Origin of the sequence: Streptomyces atratus, assembly GCF_900119365.1 — a bacterium.
Classification (GTDB): domain Bacteria; phylum Actinomycetota; class Actinomycetes; order Streptomycetales; family Streptomycetaceae; genus Streptomyces; species Streptomyces atratus_B.
In genome coordinates this window covers 408,254-429,799 of the sequence record NZ_FPJO01000003.1, presented here as the reverse complement: position 1 = coordinate 429,799, position 21,546 = coordinate 408,254, and the positions used below count along the sequence as shown (strand labels likewise).

At 71.9% G+C, this 21,546-nt stretch carries 18 protein-coding genes; 7 read left to right on the top strand and 11 right to left on the bottom strand.

What is annotated here, in order from left to right; genetic code table 11:
* The 5 genes from BT364_RS08910 to BT364_RS08890 form a co-directional block, all read left to right on the top strand.
* Positions 1–483, top strand: a 483-nt coding sequence (locus tag BT364_RS08910) for a carbohydrate ABC transporter permease (protein ID WP_143166463.1), incomplete at its 5' end; no start/stop codon positions are given.
* Between the two features lie 11 nt (positions 484–494).
* Positions 495–1,523, top strand: a complete 1,029-nt coding sequence (locus BT364_RS08905; protein WP_079179362.1) for an NAD-dependent epimerase/dehydratase family protein — start codon at positions 495–497, stop codon at positions 1,521–1,523.
* A gap of 8 nt (positions 1,524–1,531) precedes the next feature.
* Entirely contained in the window at positions 1,532–2,587 is a 1,056-nt protein-coding gene (locus tag BT364_RS08900) for a dihydrodipicolinate synthase family protein (RefSeq protein ID WP_072484564.1), read from the top strand.
* Positions 2,571–3,593 carry a hydroxyacid dehydrogenase gene (locus tag BT364_RS08895; RefSeq protein WP_072484563.1) on the top strand — a complete coding sequence of 341 codons (1,023 nt, stop codon included), beginning with the start codon at positions 2,571–2,573 and terminating at the stop codon, positions 3,591–3,593. The genes BT364_RS08900 and BT364_RS08895 overlap by 17 nt, the downstream gene beginning before the upstream one ends.
* 248 nt (positions 3,594–3,841) lie before the next feature.
* Positions 3,842–4,690, top strand: a complete 849-nt coding sequence (locus BT364_RS08890; protein WP_072484562.1) for a fumarylacetoacetate hydrolase family protein — start codon at positions 3,842–3,844, stop codon at positions 4,688–4,690.
* Positions 4,691–4,708: 18 nt separating this feature from the next.
* On the opposite strand, the gene BT364_RS08885 is transcribed toward BT364_RS08890, so the two are convergent.
* The 5 genes from BT364_RS08885 to BT364_RS08865 all read right to left on the bottom strand — a co-directional run bounded on the left by BT364_RS08885 (position 4,709) and on the right by BT364_RS08865 (position 11,322).
* Entirely contained in the window at positions 4,709–6,400 is a 1,692-nt protein-coding gene (locus BT364_RS08885; protein WP_072484561.1) for a flavin monoamine oxidase family protein, read from the bottom strand.
* A gap of 50 nt (positions 6,401–6,450) precedes the next feature.
* Complete coding sequence (locus tag BT364_RS08880; RefSeq protein WP_072484560.1) at positions 6,451–7,248, bottom strand: carbon-nitrogen hydrolase family protein; 798 nt, start codon at positions 7,246–7,248, stop codon at positions 6,451–6,453.
* A 198-nt stretch (positions 7,249–7,446) separates the two neighbouring features.
* Complete coding sequence (locus tag BT364_RS08875; protein WP_072484559.1) at positions 7,447–7,902, bottom strand: Lrp/AsnC family transcriptional regulator; 456 nt, start codon at positions 7,900–7,902, stop codon at positions 7,447–7,449.
* 110 nt (positions 7,903–8,012) lie between these two features.
* Entirely contained in the window at positions 8,013–9,470 is a 1,458-nt protein-coding gene (locus BT364_RS08870; RefSeq protein WP_072484558.1) for an aldehyde dehydrogenase family protein, read from the bottom strand.
* Positions 9,471–9,855: 385 nt separating this feature from the next.
* On the bottom strand, positions 9,856–11,322 hold the full coding sequence (locus tag BT364_RS08865) for a GuaB1 family IMP dehydrogenase-related protein (protein WP_072484557.1): 1,467 nt from the start codon (positions 11,320–11,322) through the stop codon (positions 9,856–9,858).
* Between the two features lie 308 nt (positions 11,323–11,630).
* Between BT364_RS08865 and BT364_RS08860 the strand changes: the two genes are divergently transcribed.
* A complete protein-coding gene (locus BT364_RS08860; protein WP_072484556.1) occupies positions 11,631–12,653 on the top strand; it encodes a terpene synthase family protein in 1,023 nt (340 codons plus the stop codon).
* Positions 12,654–12,734: 81 nt separating this feature from the next.
* Here BT364_RS08860 and BT364_RS08855 read toward each other — a convergent pair whose 3' ends face one another.
* The 4 genes from BT364_RS08855 to fmt all read right to left on the bottom strand — a co-directional run bounded on the left by BT364_RS08855 (position 12,735) and on the right by fmt (position 17,188).
* Positions 12,735–13,751 (bottom strand): sugar-binding transcriptional regulator, encoded by a 1,017-nt coding sequence (locus BT364_RS08855; RefSeq protein ID WP_072484555.1) that lies wholly within the window; start codon positions 13,749–13,751, stop codon positions 12,735–12,737.
* A 152-nt stretch (positions 13,752–13,903) separates the two neighbouring features.
* The gene (gene rpe / locus BT364_RS08850) at positions 13,904–14,587 is read right to left on the bottom strand and encodes a ribulose-phosphate 3-epimerase (protein WP_072484554.1); all 684 of its coding nucleotides are present in this window, start codon (positions 14,585–14,587) and stop codon (positions 13,904–13,906) included.
* 161 nt (positions 14,588–14,748) lie between these two features.
* Positions 14,749–16,182, bottom strand: coding sequence for an RsmB/NOP family class I SAM-dependent RNA methyltransferase (locus BT364_RS08845; protein WP_072484553.1), 1,434 nt, complete (start codon positions 16,180–16,182; stop codon positions 14,749–14,751).
* A 73-nt stretch (positions 16,183–16,255) separates the two neighbouring features.
* A complete protein-coding gene (fmt, locus tag BT364_RS08840) occupies positions 16,256–17,188 on the bottom strand; it encodes a methionyl-tRNA formyltransferase (RefSeq protein ID WP_072484552.1) in 933 nt (310 codons plus the stop codon).
* Positions 17,189–17,417: 229 nt separating this feature from the next.
* On the opposite strand from fmt, the gene BT364_RS08835 reads away from it, so the two are divergent.
* Complete coding sequence (locus BT364_RS08835) at positions 17,418–17,966, top strand: hypothetical protein (RefSeq protein ID WP_072484551.1); 549 nt, start codon at positions 17,418–17,420, stop codon at positions 17,964–17,966.
* Positions 17,967–18,030: 64 nt separating this feature from the next.
* On the opposite strand, the gene BT364_RS08830 is transcribed toward BT364_RS08835, so the two are convergent.
* The gene (locus BT364_RS08830) at positions 18,031–20,175 is read right to left on the bottom strand and encodes a primosomal protein N' (RefSeq protein ID WP_072484550.1); all 2,145 of its coding nucleotides are present in this window, start codon (positions 20,173–20,175) and stop codon (positions 18,031–18,033) included.
* Between the two features lie 126 nt (positions 20,176–20,301).
* Complete coding sequence (metK, locus tag BT364_RS08825) at positions 20,302–21,510, bottom strand: methionine adenosyltransferase (RefSeq protein ID WP_072484549.1); 1,209 nt, start codon at positions 21,508–21,510, stop codon at positions 20,302–20,304.
* Between the last annotated feature and the right edge of the window lie 36 nt (positions 21,511–21,546).

Sequence of the window (21,546 nt, the reverse complement as noted above, 5' to 3'; positions counted from 1 at the left end):
GTGATGGTCCCGTACCACGTCACGATGATCCCGACCTTCGCGATGATCGCGAAGCTGGGCGGCGTGGACACGTACTGGGGCCTCATCGTGCCGACCCTGGCCAACGCCCAGGCCGTCTTCCTGATGCGGCAGTTCATCCAGGGGCTGCCGGACGAACTGTTCGAGGCGGCCCGGCTGGACGGCTGCAACGAGTGGCAGATCTTCTACCGGATCGTGCTCCCGCTGCTGAAGCCGATCCTGGCCACGCTCGGCGTCTTCGTCTTCCTGTGGCACTGGAACGACTTCCTGTGGCCGCTGATCATCGGCCAGTCCACCGACATGCGCACCCTCACCGTCGGCATCGCCTCGCTCCAGCAGCAGAACGTACCGCTCAATGTGGTGCTCTCCGGCTCCGTCATCGCGTTCGTGCCCATCTTCGCCGCCTACCTGGTGGGCCAGCGCTACTTCACCGAGGGCGTCACCGCGTCCGGAATCAAGGGATGACCCACGCAATTATGTTCACCGATGAAGCGGCGCTCGAAGAGCGTCTCGCCACCCCCTCCCCCGCGCTCGTCGCCGATCTCGGCCGCCTCGAAGGCGATCTGCTGGTACTCGGCGCCGGCGGCAAGATGGGCCCCAGCCTGTGCCGGCTGGCCCGCCGCGCGCTGGACGCCGCGGGCCGCCAGGACGTGACCGTGTACGCGGTCTCCCGCTGGTCCGACAAGTCCGCCGCCGACGAGCTGGAGGCCGCCGGGGTCTCCACCGTGGCCTTCGACCTGATGGACCCGGCCGCCGATCTGGCCGGGCTGCCGGACGCCGGGAACATCGTCTTCATGGTCGGCGCCAAGTTCGGCTCCGCCGGGGCCCCTTCGCACGCCTGGGCGGTCAACGCCGCGATGCCGGACCGGGTGGCGCGCCGCTGGTCGGATGCGCGGATCGCCGCGTTCTCCACCGGCAATGTGTACCCGCTGGTGCCGGTCTCCTCCGGCGGCTGCACCGAGAGCGACCCGGTCGGCCCGGTCGGCGAGTACGCCATGTCGTGCCTGGGCCGGGAGCGGATCTTCGGCCACGCGGCGCTGACCCGTGGCACCAGGGTCGCCAACATCCGCCTCAACTACGCGGTCGACCTGCGCTACGGCGTCCTCGCCGACATCGCCTACCGGGTCCAGGCGGGCGAACCCGTCGATGTGACGACCGGTCACGCCAATGTGGTGTGGCAGGGCTACGCCAACGAGGTCGCCCTGCGCTCGCTGCTGCACGCCACCGACGGCGAGGCGTTCACCCTCAACCTCACCGGCCCCGAGACCGCCTCGGTGCGCCGCATCGCCCAGTGGTTCGGCGAGGAGTTCGGCAAGGAGCCGGTCCTCGCCGGCGAGGAGGCGCCCACCGCGCTGCTCTCCGACGCGAGCCGCTGCCATGCGCTGTTCGGCTACCCGGACGTCACCCTGCGCACCCTCGTCGAGTGGCAGGCCGACTGGCTGCGCCGCGGGCTGCCGCTGTCCGGCAAGCCCACCAAGTTCCAGGTCCGTGACGGAAGGTTCTGATCCACTCCATGTCCACTCCCTCCCTCGTGCCGGCCCCCGCCCTGGACGCGCTCGCCCGCGGTGCCGTGATCCCCGCGCACCCGCTCGCCCTGCACGACGACGGCTCCTTCGACGAGCGCCGGCAGCGTGCGCTGACCCGCTACTACCTCGCCTCGGGCGCGGGCGGCGTCGCCGTCGCCGTGCACACCACCCAGTTCGAGATCCGCGAACCGGAGGTCGGCCTGTTCCGGCCGGTCCTGGAGCTCGCCGCCGAGACGATCGACGCCGAGGCCGGCCGTCCGTTCATCAAGGTCGCCGGTGCCTGCGGCTACACGGCGCAGGCCGTGTCGGAGGCCGAGACCGCCGCCGGGCTCGGCTACGACGCGGTGCTGCTCAGCCCGGCCGTGCCCGGCGCGGACGAGAAGGGGCTGCTGGAGCGGGCGCGGGCGGTCGGCGAGGTGCTGCCGGTGATCGGCTTCTACCTCCAGGAGGCCGTCGGCGGACGCTATCTGTCGCCGCACTTCTGGTCCTCGTTCACCGATCTGCCGAACACGGCCGCGGTGAAGATCGCCCCGTTCGACCGCTACCGCACCGCGGATGTCGTACGCGCCGTGGCCGCCGCCGACCGGGCCGACGAGGTGGCGCTGTACACCGGCAACGACGACGACATCATCGGTGATCTGCTCACCCCGTACGAGACGGCGAGCGGCACGCCCCGCTGGTTCGCGGGCGGGCTCCTCGGCCAGTGGGCCGTGTGGACCGGCTCCGCGGTGACGCTCCTCGACGACGTCAGGAAGGCCCGCGGCGGGGACCACGAGGCGATGGTGCGCTGCCTGGCCCGCCGCCCGGAACTGACCGATGCCAACAGCGCGGTCTTCGATGTACGCGGCGCGTTCCGCGGCTGCATCGCCGGGGTGCACGAAGTGCTGTGCCGCCAGGGCCTGTTGGCGAACATCCGGTGTCTGGACCCGGCCGAGACGCTCTCCCCCGGACAGGCCGAGGAGATCAGCCGGGTGGCCGCGGCCTACCCTTGGCTGACCGATGACGCCTTCGTTGCGGAGCACCTCGATGCCTGGCTCTCCTGACCCCGCCGACCGCTCCCGGGTGGTTGTCGCCGTGCCGCCGGAGCTGCGGGCCCAGTTCTTCACGGCCGGGGTGTGGCGGGAGCTGGAGCGGGCGGCCGGACTCACCGTCGTCGACGACCACTCCGACCGGGCGGCGGTCGCGGCCGCGCTGCCCGGCGCCCGTGCGCTGATCACCTCGTGGCGGGCGCCGAAGGTGGACGCCGGGCTCCTGGCATCGGCCGACCGGCTGGAGCTGGTGGCGCACACCGGTTCCGCGGTCGCGCCCTATGTCACCGAGGAGGTGTTCCGGCGGGGCATCCTGGTCACCCAGGCCGGTGACGAGATGGCCCGCCCGGTCGCCGAGGTGGCCCTCGCGTTCACGCTCTCGCTGCTCCACCGCGTCCACCGCTTCGACCACGCCCTGCGCGGCGGGCTGGAGTGGGATGCGGCGAGCGAGGCCCCGCCGCGCCACGAGATCCACGGCAGCGACATCGGCGTGATCGGCGCCTCCCGCACCGGGCGCGCCTACATCGCCCTGGTACGGGCGATGGGCGCGCGGGTGTGCGTCACCGACCCGTACCTGTCCGACTCGGACGCCGAGGCGCTCGGCGTGGAGTCCGTACCCCTGGAGACACTGCTTTCGCGCAGCAGGATCGTGGCCGTGCACGCGCCGGTCACCGAGGAGACCCACCGGATGATCGGCGCCGAGCAGCTGGCGCTGATGCCTGACGGGGCGGGTCTGGTGAACACCGCCAGGTCGTGGCTGGTCGACGAGGACGCGCTCCTCGCCGAGCTGGCCGCGGGCCGGCTGGACGCGGCGATCGACGTCTTCGACGCCGAGCCGCTGCCCACCGGCCACCCCTTCCGTGCCCTGCCGAACGTGCTGCTCACCCCGCACCAGGCGGCGGGCAGCGTCGAGTGCCGGCAGCGGCTCGGCGCGAGCGCGGTCGACGAGGTGCTGCGGCTGCTCGCCGGGCGCCCCCCGGCCCACGCCGTCACCGCCGACGCCCTCGCCCGCCTGCATTAAGACCGACCGGCAAATGGGGGGTGGGAGAAGGAGCGGGGCTGGGTGCGTGCAGCTGCAAGGCGGAGGATTGAACCAACGCAATGGGGTCTCCCCTGCTCGAGCGAAGCCGAGAGCTTGGGGAAGTTGGTGATTGACGACAACGCCGCAGATGTGCGTGCCCAGCCCCGCGACGCCGCCCCCCGTTTGCCGGTCGGGTCCAAGGGCTCGCCGAGCCCTCGACCCCCGTACCGTTCAGGAGATTTCACTTCATGCGACTGATGCGCATCGGCGAGCCGGGCCACGAGCGCCCGGTCCTCGTCTGCCCCGAGGGCCGTCACCACGACCTGTCCGGCATCACCGACGACATCGACGGCGCGTTCCTCGCCGCGCTCACCGACAATCCGCATCTGGTCCCCGCCGAGCCGGTGCTCCCGGAGATCGACATCACGGGCCTGCGGATCGGCGCCCCTGTGGCCCGGCCCTCCGCACTGCTCTGCATCGGCCAGAACTACGCGGCCCACGCGGCGGAGTCGGGTGCCGAGCCGCCCGAGCAGCCGATCCTCTTCTACAAGTCGCCGAACACCGTCGTCGGCCCGTACGACGACGTGCTGATCCCGCGCGGCTCGAAGAAGACGGACTGGGAGGTGGAGCTGGCCGTCGTCATCGGCCGCCACGCCTCCTACCTGGACTCCCCCGCCGACGCCGCCGCGCACATCGCGGGCTACGCCGTCAGCAACGACGTCTCCGAACGCGCCTTCCAGCTGGAGGAGTCGGGCGGGCAGTGGTCCAAGGGCAAGAGCTGCGCCACGTTCAACCCGCTCGGCCCGGTGCTGGTGACGGCCGACGAGGTCGGCGACCCGCAGCAGCTGCGGCTGCGCAGCCATGTCAACGGCGAGCCGCGGCAGGACTCCAGCACCGCGGACATGATCTTCAGCGTGGCGCATCTGGTGCACCATCTGTCGCAGTACCTGGTGCTGGAGCCGGGCGACGTCATCAACACCGGTACCCCACAGGGCGTGGCACTGTCCGGCCGCTTCCCCTACCTGGGCCCGGGCGATGTGATGGAGGTCGAGATCTCGGGCCTCGGCCGGCAGCGCAGCGTCTGCCGGCCCGCGTAACGGAGGCCGTAACGCCTTTCAGTCCTCCGGGAGTTCGACCGGGGCGATGTCGTCGAAGACGTCGCCGGGGCCGGGGTTCGTCGCATCGGTCGCGCCGCCGAACTGGGTCATCACGCCCCAGACGGCGTTGAGCGCGGTCTGTACGGCGCCCTCGGCCCATCCGGCCGTCCAGGAGATGTCGTCGCCCGCGAGGAACAGACCCCGCCGGTCGGCGGGCAGCCGGTCCTGCATGAAGTGGGTGAACAGCCGCCGCTGGTAGCGGTAGTGGCCAGGCAGGTTGGCCTTGAAGGCCCCCATGAACCAGGGCTCGTTCTCCCAGGACACCGTCACCGGGTTGCCGATGACGTGCTTCCTGATGTCGACGTCCGGGTAGATCTCGCCGAGCGACTTGAGCATGACGTCCATGCGCTCGTTCGGGGAGAGCGGCAGCCACTTCAGGCTGTCGTCGCACCAGGTGTACGAGAGGCAGATGACGGCGGGCCGGTCGGGGCCGTCGTCCAGGAGGTACGTCCCCCGGGTCATCCGGTCGGTGAGCGTCATCGACATGGTGTCCCGCCCGGTGGCCGGGTCCTCGTCCAGCCAGAACGGCCGGTCGACGGGGACGAAGAGCTTGGACGACTCCATGTAGTGGGTGCGCTCCATCGCCGTCCAGTGGTCGATCGGGAAGAGCGCGTCGTCGCAGTCGATCTTCGAGAGCAGCAGCCAGGACTGTCCGGTGAAGATCGCGGCCGGGTAGGTACGGATGTCGCCGGTGGCGTCGGTGACGGTGATCCGGTTGCCGGCGGTGCGGTTCAGCCGGGTCACGGCGGGGCGCGGCTCGCCGTTGTGGAGCGAGGACAGCGACGTACCGAGCGGCCAGTGGACGATCTTCTGCGGCTCGCGGTCCCAGAGCCGCAGCGGGAGCTGCTGGCTGCCGCCGACGATGCCCCGGTGGTGGTCGTCCGCCTCGGTGTAGACGACGCGCAGGATCTCCAGGATGGAGTTGGGGAAGTCGGTGTCCCAGCCGCCGGTACCGAAGCCGACCTGGCCGAAGATCTCCCGGTGCCGGAACGACTTGAAGGCGTCGGAGTCGCAGAGGAATCCGTAGAAGGTCTGGTTGTCGAGCTTCTTGACGAGCTCCGCCCAGATCTCGCGGATGCGCGGCACGTCGCGCTCGCGCATCGCGCGGTTCATGTCGGAGAAGTCCGCGCCCTCCTCCAGGCAGCGGTTCCAGGCGTCCATCACATCGCGGTAGACCTGCGGCAGGTCGTCGATGGTCCGCGCGTAGTGCGACTCGCCCTTGAGGTCGACGACGGTCGACGGGGTGGCCGCGGAGAGCGGGTTGGGGAACGGCTTCGTCTCCAGTCCGACCAGGTCGATGTAGTGCTGGAGCGCGGTGGAGGACGGCGGGAAGCGCATCGCGCCCATCTCGGCGGTGAGCTGCGGATCGCAGCCCTCGAAGCCGACGGTGCGCAGCCGGCCGCCGATCCGGTCCGCCTCGTAGACGACGGGCTTGAGCCCCATCTTCATCAGCTCGTACGCGGCGACGATGCCGGAGAGCCCGCCACCGATGACGGCCACCTCGGTGCCGTGCCCGGTCGCGGGTATCTGCCCGATCCCGGCGGGGTGCGCCAGGAAGTCGTCGTACGCGTAGGGGAAGTCCGGCCCGAACATGGTGATCGGTTCGGTGGCGTCGGTGTGCTGGACGGCGTTGGGCACCGTGGACGTCATGGGGTACGGACTCCTTGCGCGGATGAAGAATTGGAACGGGGAGAGCGGGCTCAGACGAGGGAGCCGTACAGGCCGGGGCGGCGGTCGTGCAGATACGGGTTGGCGGTCCGCGAGGCGCTCAGCAGCGCGGGGTCCACCTCGCCGACGACCAGTTCCTTGCCGCGTCCGGCGCGGCTGCGGACGGCGCCGTCGGGGCCGGCCAGGCAGCTCAGCCCGACGAACTCGAACTCGCCCTCCGGGCCGGTCCGGTTGACGTACGCCACGTACATCTGGTTCTCGAAGGCCCGGACGGGCACGACGGACTCGGCGACGAACTGGAAGGGGTGCATCTGCGCGGTGGGCACCAGGAGCAGATCGGTGCCCGCGAGGGCGTGGGCGCGGACGTTCTCCGGGAACTCCACGTCGTAACAGATCATGATCCCGATGCATACGCCGTCCAGTTCGGCCTGGACCACGGTCTGCTCGCCCGGGGTGAACCATTCGTGCTCGAAGGAGCCGAAGAGATGGGTCTTGCGGTAGTTGGCGAGCGGTGTCCCGTCCGGGCCGATGAGCTGTGCGGCGTTGAATACCTGCTCGCCCGCGCGCTCCGGGTAGCCGTAGAGGACGGCGAGCCCGTGCCGTGCGGCGATCTCGCCGACGGCCAGGGCGGACGGCCCGTCGGCCGGCTCGGCCAGCCGGGGCACATCGGCCCCGATCGCGTATCCGGTCAGGAAGAGTTCGGGGCAGACCAGCAGCCGCGCCCCGGCATCCGCCGACCGCCGCGCGGCGCCGTCGAGCACCTCGATGTTCTCGGCCACGTGCCCGGGTCGTCCGGAGTTCTGGAGCAGGGCGGTGCGCAACGGCGGCATGGCTGACCTCGGACGGTGCGGGCTGGGCGGGGACGTATCGAAGGTACGGTCCGCCGCTCGCGCCGGACAAGGCGCGAGCGTTGCGCGTGCACCGTCGATCCGTTGCGCGCCGACAGCCGTGCGCGGCGATTCATTGCGTGGGGCGTCTGTGCAGGTCAAATGGGTGACCCAGGTCTCACACGGCCCGGCGCGCGGAACCTACTCCGGCGCGCCCGAGGAGTACCGCCGCAGCAGAGGCGACAGCACCAGCACGGACTTCGTCCGCTCCACGTACGGCTCGCCCGCGATCCGCTCCAGTACCTGCTCGAAGTGGCGCATGTCCGCGGCGAAGACCTGCACGATCGCGTCGGCCTCCCCCGTCACCGTGGAGGCCGACGCGATCTCCGGATAGCGCGCGAGCCCCTGCTTGATCGCCTCCGGCGAGGTGTTGCGGCTGCAGTAGATCTCGATGAACCCCTCGGTCTCCCAGCCCAGCGCAGCCGGGTCCACCCGGACCGTGAAGCCGGTGATGGCGCCCTCGGCGCGCAGCCGGTCCACCCGGCGTTTCACGGCGGGGGCGGACAGGCCGATCACCGCGCCGATGTCGGCATAGGAGCGCCGGGCGTCTTCGGCGAGGGCGTGGACGATGCGTTCGTCGAGGTCGTTCAGGCGCACTTCGGGCGGTTCACTTCTCTGCGATGGCCGGTGTCGGGGGCGGCACGGGCCGCCCCCGAAGTAGACCACGGCGCGCCCGGCCGGGCGCGCTCACCGCAGGACGTGCCCGGTCAGAACGGGAACTGCGAGCGGCCGTGCTGCACCGAGATCCACTTCTGGGTGGTGAAGGCCTCGGCCATCGCGTCACCGTTCAGCCGGCCGAGGCCGGAGCTCTTCTCGCCGCCGAAGGGCACGATGGGCTCGTCGTGGACCGTGCCGTCGTTGATGTGGATCATGCCGGTGTGGATGCGCTGCCCGACCCGTACGCCGCGCTCGATGTCGCCGGTGTGCACCGCGCCGCTCAGTCCGTACGGGGTGTCGTTGGCGATCCGTACGGCCTCGTCCTCCCCGTCGAACGGCACGACGAGCGCGACCGGCCCGAAGATCTCCTGGGACAGGACGGGGGAATCGGCGGCCAGCCCGGTCAGCACGGACGGACTCACCAGATTGCCCTCGGCCCGGCCGTGCAGCAGGGCCGTCGCACCGGCCGCCACGGTCTGCTCGACGAGCGAGGAAATCGCCTCGGCCTGCGAGGAGTTGATCAACGGGCCGATCACGGTCTGCGGGTCGGCCGGGTCGCCGACCGGCAGCGAGGCGACCTTGGCGACGAACTTCTCGGTGAACTCCTTCTCCACCGACCGGTCGACCAGGATCCGGTTGGCGGCCATGCAGACCTGGCCCTGGTGCACGTACCGGCTGAACACGGCCGCGTCCACGGCGTAGTCCAGATCGGCGTCGTCAAGGACGATCAGCGCGCTGTTGCCGCCGAGTTCGAGCACGGCGCGCTTGAGGTTCGCCGCGCAGACCATGGCGACGTGCCGCCCCACCTTGTCCGAGCCGGTGAAGGAGATGACCTGCGGAACGGGGTGCTCCAGCAGGGCGTCGCCGATCTCGGCGATGTCGGTGACCACGACGTTGAGCAGGCCGGCCGGCAGACCCGCCTCCTCGAACACCTTCGCCACCAGCGTGCCGCCGCAGACCGGGGTGTTCTGGTGCGGCTTGAGCACCACCGCGTTGCCGAGCGCCAGGGCGGGGGCGACCGACTTCAGCGACAGCAGGAAGGGGAAGTTGAAGGGGCTGATGACACCCACGACGCCGACGGGCACCCGGTAGACGCGGTTCTCCTTGCCCTCGGTCGGCGAGGGCAGTATCTGCCCGGTGGGCCGCAGCGCGAGCTGGACCGACTCCCGCAGGAACTCCTTGGCGAGATGCAGCTCGAAGGCCGCCTTCAGCCGGGTGCCGCCCAGTTCCGCGACGATCGCGTCACCGATCTCGGACTCCCGCTCCTCGACGATGCGCAGCGCCCGCTCCAGCACCATCCGCCTGGCGTACGGATTGGTCTCGCCCCAGGCCCGCTGGGCGTCCTGCGCGGACCGGTAGGCCTGGTCCACCTCGTCGGCCGTGGCGACCGTGATCGAGGCGAGCTTCTCCCCGTTGTACGGATTGAAGTCGATGATGTCCCAGGAACCCTTGCCCGGCCTCCACTCTCCGTCGATGTACTGATGGGCCAGGTCGGTGAAGAAGGACATGAGATCCCTTACCGCAGAGGAACGGGCAGCTGATTGGGATTCATGTTACTTAGACCGACCGGCAATTGGGGGGTGGGTGAAGGAGCGGGGCTGGGTGCGTGCAGCTGCAAGGCGGAGGATTGAGGCAACGCAATGGGGTCTCCCCTGCTCGAGCGAAGCCGAGAGCTTGGGGAAGTTGTTGATTGACGACAACGCGGCAGATGTGCGTGCCCAGCCCCGCGACGCCGCCCCCCTATTGCCGGTCGGTCTTAGACCGGCGGGCAATTGGAGTTTGCCCAGGTCCGGAACCGGACACCCGTTCCCTCCGGCGGAAGTACCCGAAGACGCCGGTGCCCCTCCGGGCCCGAACGGCCTGGAAGGGCAACGGCGTTGCGGTACTCCGGGATCAACTCCAGCTCGCGTGCAGCGGCTTGCCCTCGGCGTATCCGGCGGCGCTCTGCACCCCGACGACCGCCTTCTCGGCGAACTCCGCCAGGGAGCCCGCACCGGCGTAGGTGCATGAGGAGCGGACGCCCGCGATGATCGAGTCGATCAGGTCCTCGACGCCCGGCCTGGCCGGGTCCAGGAACATCCGCGAGGTGGAGATGCCCTCTTCGAAGAGCGCCTTGCGGGCCCGGTCGTAGGCGGACTCGTCCGACGTGCGGTTCTTCACGGCGCGCGCGGACGCCATGCCGAAGGACTCCTTGTAGAAGCGGCCGTCGGCGGACTGCTGGAGGTCGCCGGGCGACTCGTACGTACCGGCGAACCAGGAGCCGATCATCACGTTGGACGCGCCGGCGGCGAGCGCCATGGCGACATCGCGCGGGTGCCGGACGCCGCCGTCCGCCCAGACGTGCTTGCCGTACTTCTTCGCCTCGGCGGCGCACTCCAGAACGGCGGAGAACTGCGGCCGGCCCACACCGGTCATCATCCGGGTGGTGCACATGGCGCCGGGTCCGACACCGACCTTGATGATGTCCGCGCCGGCCTCGACGAGGTCGCGCACGCCCTCGGCGGCGACGATGTTGCCCGCGACGACCGGGACCTGCGGGTCGAGCGCGCGGACGGCCCGGACCGCGTTGATCATGGACTCCTGGTGGCCGTGGGCGGTGTCCACGACGAGGGTGTCGACGCCCGCGTCCAGGAGCTGCTTGGCCTTGCCCGCGACGTCGCCGTTGATCCCGACGGCGGCGGCGATCCGCAGCCTGCCCTCGGCGTCGGTGGCGGGGGTGTACAGGGTGGCGCGCAGTGCGGCCTTGCGGGTGAGGATGCCGACGAGCCGCCCGTCCGCGTCGACCGCGGGGGCGAGCTTGCGGTGGGCGCCGTCCAGCTTGTTGAACGCGTCGCGCGGGTCGATGTCCGAGTCGAGCAGCACCAGGTCCTTGGACATGACCTCGGAGAGCTGGGTGAAGCGGTCGACGCCGGTCAGGTCGTGCTCGGTGACGACACCGAGGGGCCGCTGCTCCTCGTCGACGACGACGCCCGCGCCGTGCGCGCGCTTCGGCAGCAGCGACAGGGCGTCGGCGACCGTCTGGCCCGGGGCCAGCACGATCGGCGTGTCGAGCACCAGGTGTCGCGTTTTCACCCAGGAGATGACATCGGTGACGACCTCGATCGGGATGTCCTGCGGGATGACGACGAGCCCACCGCGGCGGGCGATCGTTTCGGCCATCCGGCGGCCCGCGATGGCCGTCATGTTCGCCACGACGAGCGGGATGGTGGTGCCGGTGCCGTCGGGCGAGGAGAGGTCGACACCCTGGCGGGAACCGACTGCCGAACGGCCCGGGACCATGAAGACGTCGTCGTACGTGAGGTCGTACGGGACCGAGGGGGAGTCTGTGTAACGACCAGTACCGGGCTCAAGAAAACGCATAACGCTCATTTTTTCACACGAAATGGAGCAGGTCGCTTCCACGAAGACACAACAAAAGGCACCCGCGTTCGTATGTTCCTCCGTAACGAGCCGGGCGGGCGTCCCGGGCAAGTGGAACCTGCCGTGCCGGCGGACCCTACCCGAAGGACAGGGGAATCATTCGCGATCATCTGCCCTGGACCTGGTGACAAGGGGTCCGGTAGCTTCAAACCCGCAGGTCCCGTGGGTCTCGTCTACGCCCCGGAGGAACAGCCGGAAGGGTCACAACTTCCGTCACACGTACGACCGGAGAGGATCACGACCCACCCGTGGAGAGCGAACTGCCGGACATCTACTGCCCGTTCCCCCAGCGAACCAACCCGAACGTCGGGCACACCCGAGTCCACCTCGAAGAATGGACGCGCAACACCGGCCTGGTACACCGCGATTCGGCCAGGGACCGCTTCGCGCAGGCGGACTTCGGGTCGTTCGTCGGCATGGTGCATCCGACCGCGGACAGCAAGAATCTCGACCTCGTCGCCGACTGGTTCGTATGGCTGTTTCTCGTCGACGACCAGCTCGACGACGGCCATCTCGGCCGCAGCCCCGAGCGGGTGCGCGACGTGGTCGAGCTGATGCGGACCGTGATCGAGGACGACACCCCCGGCACCCTGCCGGACGGGCAGCTCCCCGCCGCCGTGGTCGCCCTGGCCGACCTGTGGGAGCGCACGACGCCGACCGCCGCCCCGCACTGGCGCACCCGGTTCGGCTGGCACCTCACCACGTACCTCACGACGGCCACCACGTGGGAGGCGGGGAACCGGGCCGCAGGCGTGGTGCCGTCGGAGGAGACGTACATCGCCAAGCGCCGTCACACCGGTGCGATACATGTCTGCATGGACCTGATAGAGATCGTGGCCGGGATCGAGGCTCCCGAGTCGATCCACAACGACTCCCGGTTCATCACCGCGCTGGAAGCCTCGTGCAACATCGTGTGCTGGGCCAACGACGTGTATTCGTACGAGAAGGAGCAGGTGCTCGGCGAGATCCACAATCTCGTCCATCTGGTCCGGCACCATCGCGGCTACGGCGAGCGGGAGGCGCTCGAACACGTCTGTGCCCGGATCGCGGCGGAGACGGAGCGCTTCCTCGCCGCCGAGTCCGAGCTGCTGGCCGCGTACCCGCAGCTGTCCTGGATGCTCACGCCGTACCTGGACGGCATGCGGAGCTGGATGCGCGGCAATCTCGACTGGTCGCGGCAGACCCCGCGCTACAACCCGGCCGATGTGAGTCAGTACGAGGAGCCGGAGGAGTATCTGGAGGCGACGGTCCTGGGCCTGGTCCGGGACTGAGGCCCCCGCCGGACACAAGGCCGCCCGGACGGCGCGTGCGCTGTCCGGGCGGCCTTGTGTCCGGGCGGTCGTGGGGGCCGCTCAGTCCCCGTCCGGGTCGGCCCGCTCCAGCGCAGGCCGCTGCGGCGCCGCCGACTCCGTCAGCAGATAGTCGGCCGCCGCGGTGTCCGTCACCAGGCTGGTGACGAGCCCGGACCTCAGCACCGCCCCGATCGCCGCGGCCTTGCGCTGACCGCCCGCGATCGCCACCACCTCGGGGATCCGGCGCAGCCGGTCGGCCTCGACCGTGATGCACCGCTCCCCCAGGTCCCGGCCGACCCGCCGGCCCTCGGTGTCGAAGAGGTGCGCCGACATCTCCGCCGCGACGCCGAGCGAGGCGTAGTGCGCCCGCTCCTCGTCGCTGAGCATGTCGTGGACGGTCGAGATGCCCGGCTCCCAGGAGCCGATGGAGACCGCCGCGACCGTCACCTTGTCGAAGTACTCGAAGGCGCGGGCGATACCGGTCTGGTGGCGCAGCGCGGCGGCCGTGGCCGGGTCGGGCAGCAGCATCGGGGCGTAGATGGGGTGGGCCTCGCCGCCGGACACCTGGGCGGCCCGCCGGACCGCCTCGACGGAGCCGCGCTCGGCCGTCCCCGCGTCGTACACCCCGGTGAGCTGGACGACCGTGCACGGCGGCAGCCGGTCGAGCGCCGCGGCCATGTGGATGGTGGACCGGCCCCAGGCCAGCCCGAGCACATCGCCCTCGTTCACCAGTTCGCCGAGGAGATCGGCCGCGACCTCGCCCAGGTTCTCCGGGTCCGGTGCGTCGTCCTGCTCCTCGGCCGGGGACTCGACGACGACCGCGTGACGCAGCCCGTAGCGGGCACGGAGCGCGTCGGAACGCTCGGCGTCCAGCTCGGCGGGGACGCGGATCTCGATCCGTACGAGGTCGCGCTCAAGAGCCGTCTCCAGGACCCGGGCCACCTTGAAGCGGCTGACACCGAACTCCTCGGCGATCTGGATCTTCGACTTTCCCTCGAGGTAGAAGCGGCGGGCCATGGCCGCCGCCTGCACCAGCTCCGCGGGCCCCATCCGCAGGGCGGACCGGCCCGCCGACATTGCAGACACCGCGCTCTCCTCACTGCTGTTCACACTCTCGATACGCCGTTCATCCTGTCAGATCCGGCGTTCCCTGATCGGTCCCGTCGGACCGCGTTCATCTGCCCTTGGCCCGGCCGACCCGCAATCGGCGGCGGGCGTCGGTTCCGGCGTCAATGGCCGCACGCCCAGGCCGCCGAGGCGGTGGCCCCGTCGGCCTGGGCACGCAGAGCCCGCACCGCCTCGGCCGGGTCCGCCGCCCCGTACACCGCCGAACCCGCGACGAAGACATCCGCACCGGCCTCGGCGCACCGCTCGATGGTGGCGGCGGAGACGCCGCCGTCGACCTGGAGCCACAGTTCGAGGCCGTGCTTGGAGATCAGCTCACGGGTACGGCGGATCTTCGACAGCATGATGTCCAGGAAGGCCTGGCCGCCGAAGCCCGGCTCCACCGTCATGATCAGCAGCATGTCGAGCTCGGGGAGCAGGTCCTCGTACGGCTCGATGGGCGTGGCGGGCTTGAGCGCCATGGAGGCACGGGCACCCTTGGCCCGGATCTCCCGCGCCAGCCGTACGGGGGCCGCCGCGGCCTCCGCGTGGAAGGTGACGGAACCGGCGCCGGCCTCGACGTACCGGGGCGCCCAGCGGTCGGGGTCCTCGATCATCAGATGGCAGTCCAGCGGGGTCTTTGTGGCCCGGCTGAGCGATTCGACGATCGGCACGCCGAGCGTCAGATTGGGCACGAAATGGTTGTCCATCACATCGACGTGGAGCCAGTCGGCGCCTTCGACCGCCTTCGCCTCCTCGGCGAGACGGGCGAAGTCGGCGGACAGGATGCTGGGGTTGATCTGGGCCATGTCCCAAGCCTGCCATGTTCCGCGCCACTTCCCCGCCCTGGTACGGGCCAAAGCCTCACGGGATCATTACAGTTCGCGCGATCGAGGCGCCCCGACCGCGCGATACGGGCGTTTCGGCCCGTGGCGGGCGCTTCGGGAGGCCGCGGGCCGCACCGGCCGGTTCAGGCGGTACGCCGCAGCAGGGCCAGGTACATCGCGTCCGTGCCGTGCAGATGCGGCCACAGCTGGACGTCGGGGCCGTCGCCCAGCGCGGGCACGCCCGGCATCAGCGGGCGGGCGTCCACCCACTCGGCCTCGACGGGCTGACCGCCCCGCCCCTTCAGCACGTCGTCGACGACGACCCGGGTCTCCGCGAGATGCGGCGAGCAGGTCGCGTAGCCGACGACGCCGCCGACCCGTACGGCCTTCAACGCCTCGCGCAGCAGGGCGCGTTGGAGCGGGGCGAAGTTCTCCAGGTCCTCCTTGCGGCGCCGCCAGCGCGCCTCCGGGCGGCGGCGCAGGGCGCCGAGGCCCGAGCACGGCACGTCCATCAGGACCCGGTCGAAGCTGCCGGGCCGCCACGGCGGGCGGGTGCCGTCGGCGGTGATCACCTGGTACGGGCCGGGGTTCCCGGCCAGCGCGCGCTCGACGAGCCGGGCGCGGTGCGGCTGCTTCTCGGCGGCGAGCAGGGCGGCGCCCCGTTCGGCGGCGAGCGCGGCGAGCAGGGCGGCCTTGCCGCCGGGGCCCGCGCAGCCGTCGAGCCAGCGGTTGTCACTGCCCTCCACCGGCGCGTTGGCGAGGGCGGCGGCCACCAGCTGGCTGCCCTCGTCCTGGACCCCGGCCCGGCCTTCCTGGACGGCGGTCAGCGCGCCGGGCTCGCCGCCCTCCGCCATCCGCACGGCATAGGGCGACCAGCGGCCCGGCAGGCCGTTCCCGTCGCCGAGGGCGGTGAGCAGCTCGTCGGTGGTGGAGCGGCCGGGGCGGGCGACCAGGGTGACCTCCGGCCGTTCGTTGTCCGCTTCGAGGAGGTCCTCGATGCCGGCCCGGCCGCCGCCCAGCGCGTCCCACAGGGCCGAGACGACCCAGCGCGGATGCGAGTGCACGACCGCGAGGTGGTCCTCGGGGTCCTCCTCGTACGACGGCGCCACCCGGGCCACCCAGCCGTCGAGGTCGTCCGCGGAGACCTTGCGCAGCACGGCGTTGACGAACTTGGCCCGTCCCTCACCGAGCACCACCCGGGCCAGCTCCACGCTGGCGGAGACCGCGGCGTGGGTGGGGATACGGGTGCCGAGCAGCTGGTGCACGCCCATGTCGATCACGTCCAGGACCGGCGGGTCGACCTCGCGCAGCGGCCGGTCGATGCAGGCCGCGACGATCGCGTCGTACGTGCCCTGGCGGCGCAGCGTGCCGTAGACCAGCTCGGTCGCCAGCGCCGCGTCCCGGTTGTCGAAGTCGTCGTTGGCGCGCGCCTTCTTCAGCAACGGGGGCAGGACGAGGTTGGCGTACGCGTCCCGTTCGTCGACGGCCCTGAGGGCTTCGAAGGCGAGGAACCGGACCGGGTCCTTCCTGGGGCGGCGATGCGGCTTGGCGGGACGGCGACGCTGCTGGTCGTTCACGTGAAAGGTGCTCCGCTGACGGTGAGGGGGCGAACCCTCCCAGCCTACGTCGCCGCCCCGCCGGCGCGGGGCCTCAGATCCCCAGCAGCTCGCCGTGGGCGATCCGCACCCCGCGGGCCCAGTCCGCGGCCCGCATCGGCTTCTTGCCCTGCGGCTGGACCCAGAGCAGCTCGACGGCATGCGATCCGGTGCCCACGTAGACGTTGTTCTTGGCCGCGGACAGCTCGCCGGGCGCCAGATCGGCACGGTCCAGGACGGGAACCGCCTGGATCAGCTTCAGCCGCTCCCCCCGGAAGAGCGTCCAGGCCCCGGGGGCGGGGGTGCAGCCACGCACCACGCGGTCGACCCGCAGTGCGGGCGCCGACCACTGCACCTGGGCGTCCTCGACGGTGATCTTCGGGGCGAGGGTGATGCCCTCCGCCGGCTGCGGCACGGCGTGCAGCGTGCCGTCCTCGATGCCGTCCATCGTCGCGGCGAGCAGCCCCGCGCCGGCGAACGCCAGCCGGGTGAGCAGGTCGCCGCTGGTGTCGGTGGGGCGCACCTCCTCGGTGAGGACGCCGTACACCGGGCCGGAGTCGAGCCCCTCCTCGATCAGGAAGGTCGACGCGCCGGTCACCTCGTCCCCGGCCATGACCGCGTGCTGCACGGGGGCCGCGCCGCGCCAGGCGGGCAGCAGCGAGAAGTGGAGGTTGACCCAGCCGCGGGCGGGTACGGCGAGCGCGTCCTTGGGAAGCAGCGCCCCGTAGGCGACGACCGGACAGCAGTCCGGGGCGATCTCCCGCAGCCGGGCGAGGAAGTCCTCGTCGCGCGGCCGGGCGGGCTTGAGCACCTCGATGCCGGCCTCCTCGGCGCGCTCGGCGACCGGGCTGGCGACCAGTCGGCGGCCGCGCCCGGCGGGGGCGTCGGGCCGGGTCACGACGGCGGCCACCTCGTGCCGGTCGGAGGCGATCAGGGCGTCCAGGGCGGGTACGGCTACCTCGGGGGTGCCTGCGAAGACGAGCTTCATGGGTGGCTGACTGCCTCTCGGGCCGGAACGTGCGGTGACGAGCAACGCACAAGTCTATGGGCCGGGCGGCCGGGGGGCGTACGCATGGCCGTGCGCCCCTTTGAAAGGCGCACGCGCCCCTGGTGCGTGACCAGATCCACGGCTGACGCGTTGGTCAAGAGAGATTGACCGAAGCGAGCCGCCACGGTGCGGCCCGATCCCTTTCAACGCCGGTTCGAGAGGCTTCTTCATGGCCGACCACGCAACCCACGACGCCCAAGCGAGGGCCAGTCTGCATCTGTTGGTGCGGGACATCGAGCGGGTCCGGCGGCAGGTGGACGCGCTGCGCACGCTCACCGCCCAACTGGGCAACGTCTACCGTCCGCGCCGCCCCGGCCCGTCCACGGGCTTCGTCGTCTACGGCAGGGCCCCGGCCCCCACCGTCAGGCTGGCCCAGGAACTGCGCGACAGCGTCGAGACCCTGGTCACCGCCGCGGTCGACTTCGACCGCTCGCTGGGCTTCTCCTGGGACGCGGTGGGCTCCGCGCTCGGGGTCACCAAGCAGGCGGTGCACCGCCGCTACGGCGCACGCCGCAACGCCCGGCAGCCCGGGACGGCCGAAGCCGCCGGGGAGACCGCGGTGCCGCGCGCCCTGCCCGTCGTCCCCGGCTCCGGCGGCACGCCCGCGCTGCCCGCCGTACCCGCCGCCCGCTCCATGCCGCCGCAGCCGTCGGTGGACCGCCCGACACGGCGCGAGGACCTGCGCCCCGGCGCCTTCCCCGGCCCGCGCAACGGCTGACCGACCCGTCCACCACTGCCCCGCCGCGCCCGACGCACGGCGGGGCAGCCCCATGTCCGCGCCGTCACCCGATGTCCGGCGGATCCACTCTGATCCGGACCTGCTCACCGCTCCCCCGGGACATGCGCGCCGCCTGCGCGGCCTTCAGCGCGGCCGCCAGCGCCGCCCCGCTGCCCGGCGGCACCCTGAGCAGCGCCCGCTCCCAGGACTCCCCGGGCGGTGCGTCCCCGGGCCTGCGGGGCCTGCCCGGTCCGCCCGCCGGCACCGGGACCGGGCCCAGCACCTCGGCCTCCGGCGGCAGCTCGGCCGCCGCGAGAAAGGCAGCCAGCGCCTGAGGCGCACCGGTCACCGAGGCCATCCGGGACACCGGGGGGAAGCCCAGCTCGGCCCGCTCCGCCAGCTCACGGCGGGCGTGTCCGACCGGGTCCCAGCGCACCAGGGCCTGTACCGGCCGCAGCGTCGGCTCGGCGACGACCACCACCGTGCCGCCCTCCGGCTGCCCCCGCACCAGCGAGGCCGCGGCCGTCCACCGGCGCAGCGCCTCCTCGCCCGCCCGCAGATCGGGGCGGCCGACCATCGCCCAGCCGTCCAGCAGCAGCGCGGCCGCGTAGCCGCTCTCGGCCACGGGCTCGGCGCCGGGGGTGCTGACGACCAGTGCGGGCGCGTCCGGCACCGAGTCGAGGACGTGGTCGCGGCCGGAGGTCCGCACCGGCACGGCCGGGAACGCCCGGCCGAGTTCCTCGGCCGTCCGGCGGGCGCCGACGATCTGGGCCCGCAGCCGGTTGGAACCGCAGGCGACGCAGTGCCAGGCGGTCTCGGCCCGCCCGCACCAGGCGCAGTCGAGCCCCCGCTGGTCCGGTGCCTGGAGCGGTCCGGCGCAGTGCCGGCAGCGGGCGGGCTCGCGGCAGCGCTCGCAGGCCAGCCGCGGCGCGTAGCCTCGGCGTGGCACCTGGACCAGGACGGGGCCGCTGCGCAGCCCGTCCCGTACGGTCTGCCAGGCCAGGCTGGGCAGCCGTGCGGCCCTCGCGGCACCGTCCCGCGCCAGCTCCCCGTCGCCGACCGTACGCACCAGGGGCGCCGCGATCCGCAGCTGCTCCCGGTCCGCGCGCAGTGGCAGCGCCCAGCCGCTCTCGACCAGCTGGGCGGCCTCCACCGTGCAGTTCGTACCGCCGAGCAGGAACGCGCACCGGCCGTGCGCGGCCCGCAGTTCGAGCACCTCGCGGACGTGCGGGAAGGGGGCGTTGTCGTCGCTGTGGCTGGCGTCCCCGTCGTCCCAGACGGCGACCAGGCCGAGATCGGCGACCGGTGCGAACATCGCCGCTCTGGTCCCGACGACCGCCCGCACCGAGCCGCGCCGCACGGCGAGCCACTCCCGGTACCGCTTCTCCGGCCCGGAGTCAGCGGTCAGCAGCGCGTGGCGTCCCGGGCCGAGCAGGCCGGTGAGCGCGGCGTCCACCCGCGCCGCGGCCCGGCCGTCGGGGACGACGACGAGGGCGCCACGCCCGGACGCGAGGGTCGCGGCCATGGCCCTGGCGATCTCCTCGGGCCAGTGGGGTCCGGGCAGCGCGGTCCAGACGGCCCGGGGCGCCCCGCCCTCGGCCAGCGCCCGCAGGAACGCCGACCCCTGCGCGTACCGCTCCCAGCTCCCCGCCGACGGCGCGGGCGGCGGTGGCAGCGGCTCGGGCGAGGGCCTCGACTCGGCCCTGCCGTTCCGGGGCGGCACGGCGAGCTGGAGCACATCGGCGAGGCTGCCGGCGTAGCGGTCGGCGACGGCGCGGGAGAGCGCGAGCAGATCGGGCCCCAGCACCGGTTCGGGCGATACGACGTAGGCGAGCGCCGCGAGGGCGCCCGTGTAGTCCGATTCGGCGCGCCGCTCGATGAGGAAGCCGTCGATCAGCCCGCCGCCCTCGCGCCGTCCGCCGCGCACATTGCGTCCCCCGGCCCCGAAGCGCACCCGCACCCGCACCCCGGGCTGCGCCTCGGCGTCGAGCTCCTCGGGCACCGCGTAGTCGAAGTACTGGTCGAGGTGGAGCAGGCCCTTGTTGACCAGCACCCGGGCGACCGGCAGCTCCTTGGCGAGCGCGGCGTCGCGCCAGGTCCGCGGCTTGGCCCGCGGCACCTTGGCCCTGCGCACCGTCTCCCGGATCAGCGCAAGCTGCTCCGGGGCCCCGTCACCGGGGTCCGCGGATCGCTCGTTGTCGCTGCTCACAGCCAAATTCCTACCAGACAGCACTGACAGCGGCCCCGGTGCGGGAGTACCGGGGGCCGGACGTGCCGGGGCCCGGACACCGCGTGCGGTCTCCGGGCCCCGGCGTACGGACGAAAGGCGGCGGTCCTACAGTCCGGCCGCCTTGCGCAGCGCTTCCACGCGGTCGGTGCGCTCCCAGGTGAAGTCGGGGAGCTCCCGGCCGAAGTGGCCGTAGGCCGCGGTCTGGGCGTAGATCGGGCGCAGCAGGTCGAGGTCGCGGATGATCGCGGCCGGGCGGAGGTCGAAGACCTCGCCGATCGCGTGCTCGATCTTCTCGGTGTCGACGGCGGCGGTGCCGAACGTCTCTACGAACAGACCGACGGGCTCCGCCTTGCCGATCGCGTACGCGACCTGCACCTCGCAACGGGCGGCGAGGCCCGCGGCGACGACGTTCTTGGCGACCCAGCGCATGGCGTACGCGGCCGAGCGGTCCACCTTCGACGGGTCCTTGCCCGAGAAGGCACCGCCGCCGTGGCGGGCCATGCCGCCGTAGGTGTCGATGATGATCTTGCGGCCGGTCAGACCGGCGTCGCCCATCGGGCCGCCGATCTCGAAGCGCCCGGTCGGGTTGACCAGCAGCCGGTAGCCGTCGGTGTCCAGCTTGATGCCGTCCTCGATCAGCTGCCCTAGCACGTGCTCGACGACGAACTCGCGGATGTCGGGCGCGAGCAGCGAGTCGAGGTCGATGTCGCTGGCGTGCTGCGAGGAGACGACGACCGTGTCGAGACGGACGGCCTTGTCGCCGTCGTACTCGATGGTGACCTGGGTCTTGCCGTCGGGGCGCAGGTACGGGATGGTCCCGTTCTTGCGGACCTCGGAGAGCCGGCGGGAGAGCCGGTGCGCGAGGTGGATCGGGAGCGGCATGAGCTCGGGCGTCTCGTCGCAGGCGTAGCCGAACATCAGGCCCTGGTCGCCGGCGCCCTGCTTGTCGAGCTCGTCCTCATCGCCCTCGACCCGCTTCTCGTACGCGGTGTCGACACCCTGCGCGATGTCGGGAGACTGCGCCCCGATGGACACCGAGACACCGCAGGAGGCGCCGTCGAAGCCCTTCTTCGAGGAGTCGTAGCCGATCTCCAGGACCTTGTTGCGTACGAGGGTCGGAATGTCGGCGTAGGCCTTGGTCGTGACCTCACCCGCAACATGCACCAGACCGGTGGTGATCAGGGTCTCGACGGCGACGCGGGACCGGGGGTCCTCACGGAGCAGTGCGTCGAGAATGGTGTCGCTGATCTGGTCAGCGATCTTGTCGGGGTGACCCTCGGTGACGGATTCCGAGGTGAAGAGACGGCGGGACACATCGCTCCCTGGGGTTGCAGCGGCTGCTGGCTGATC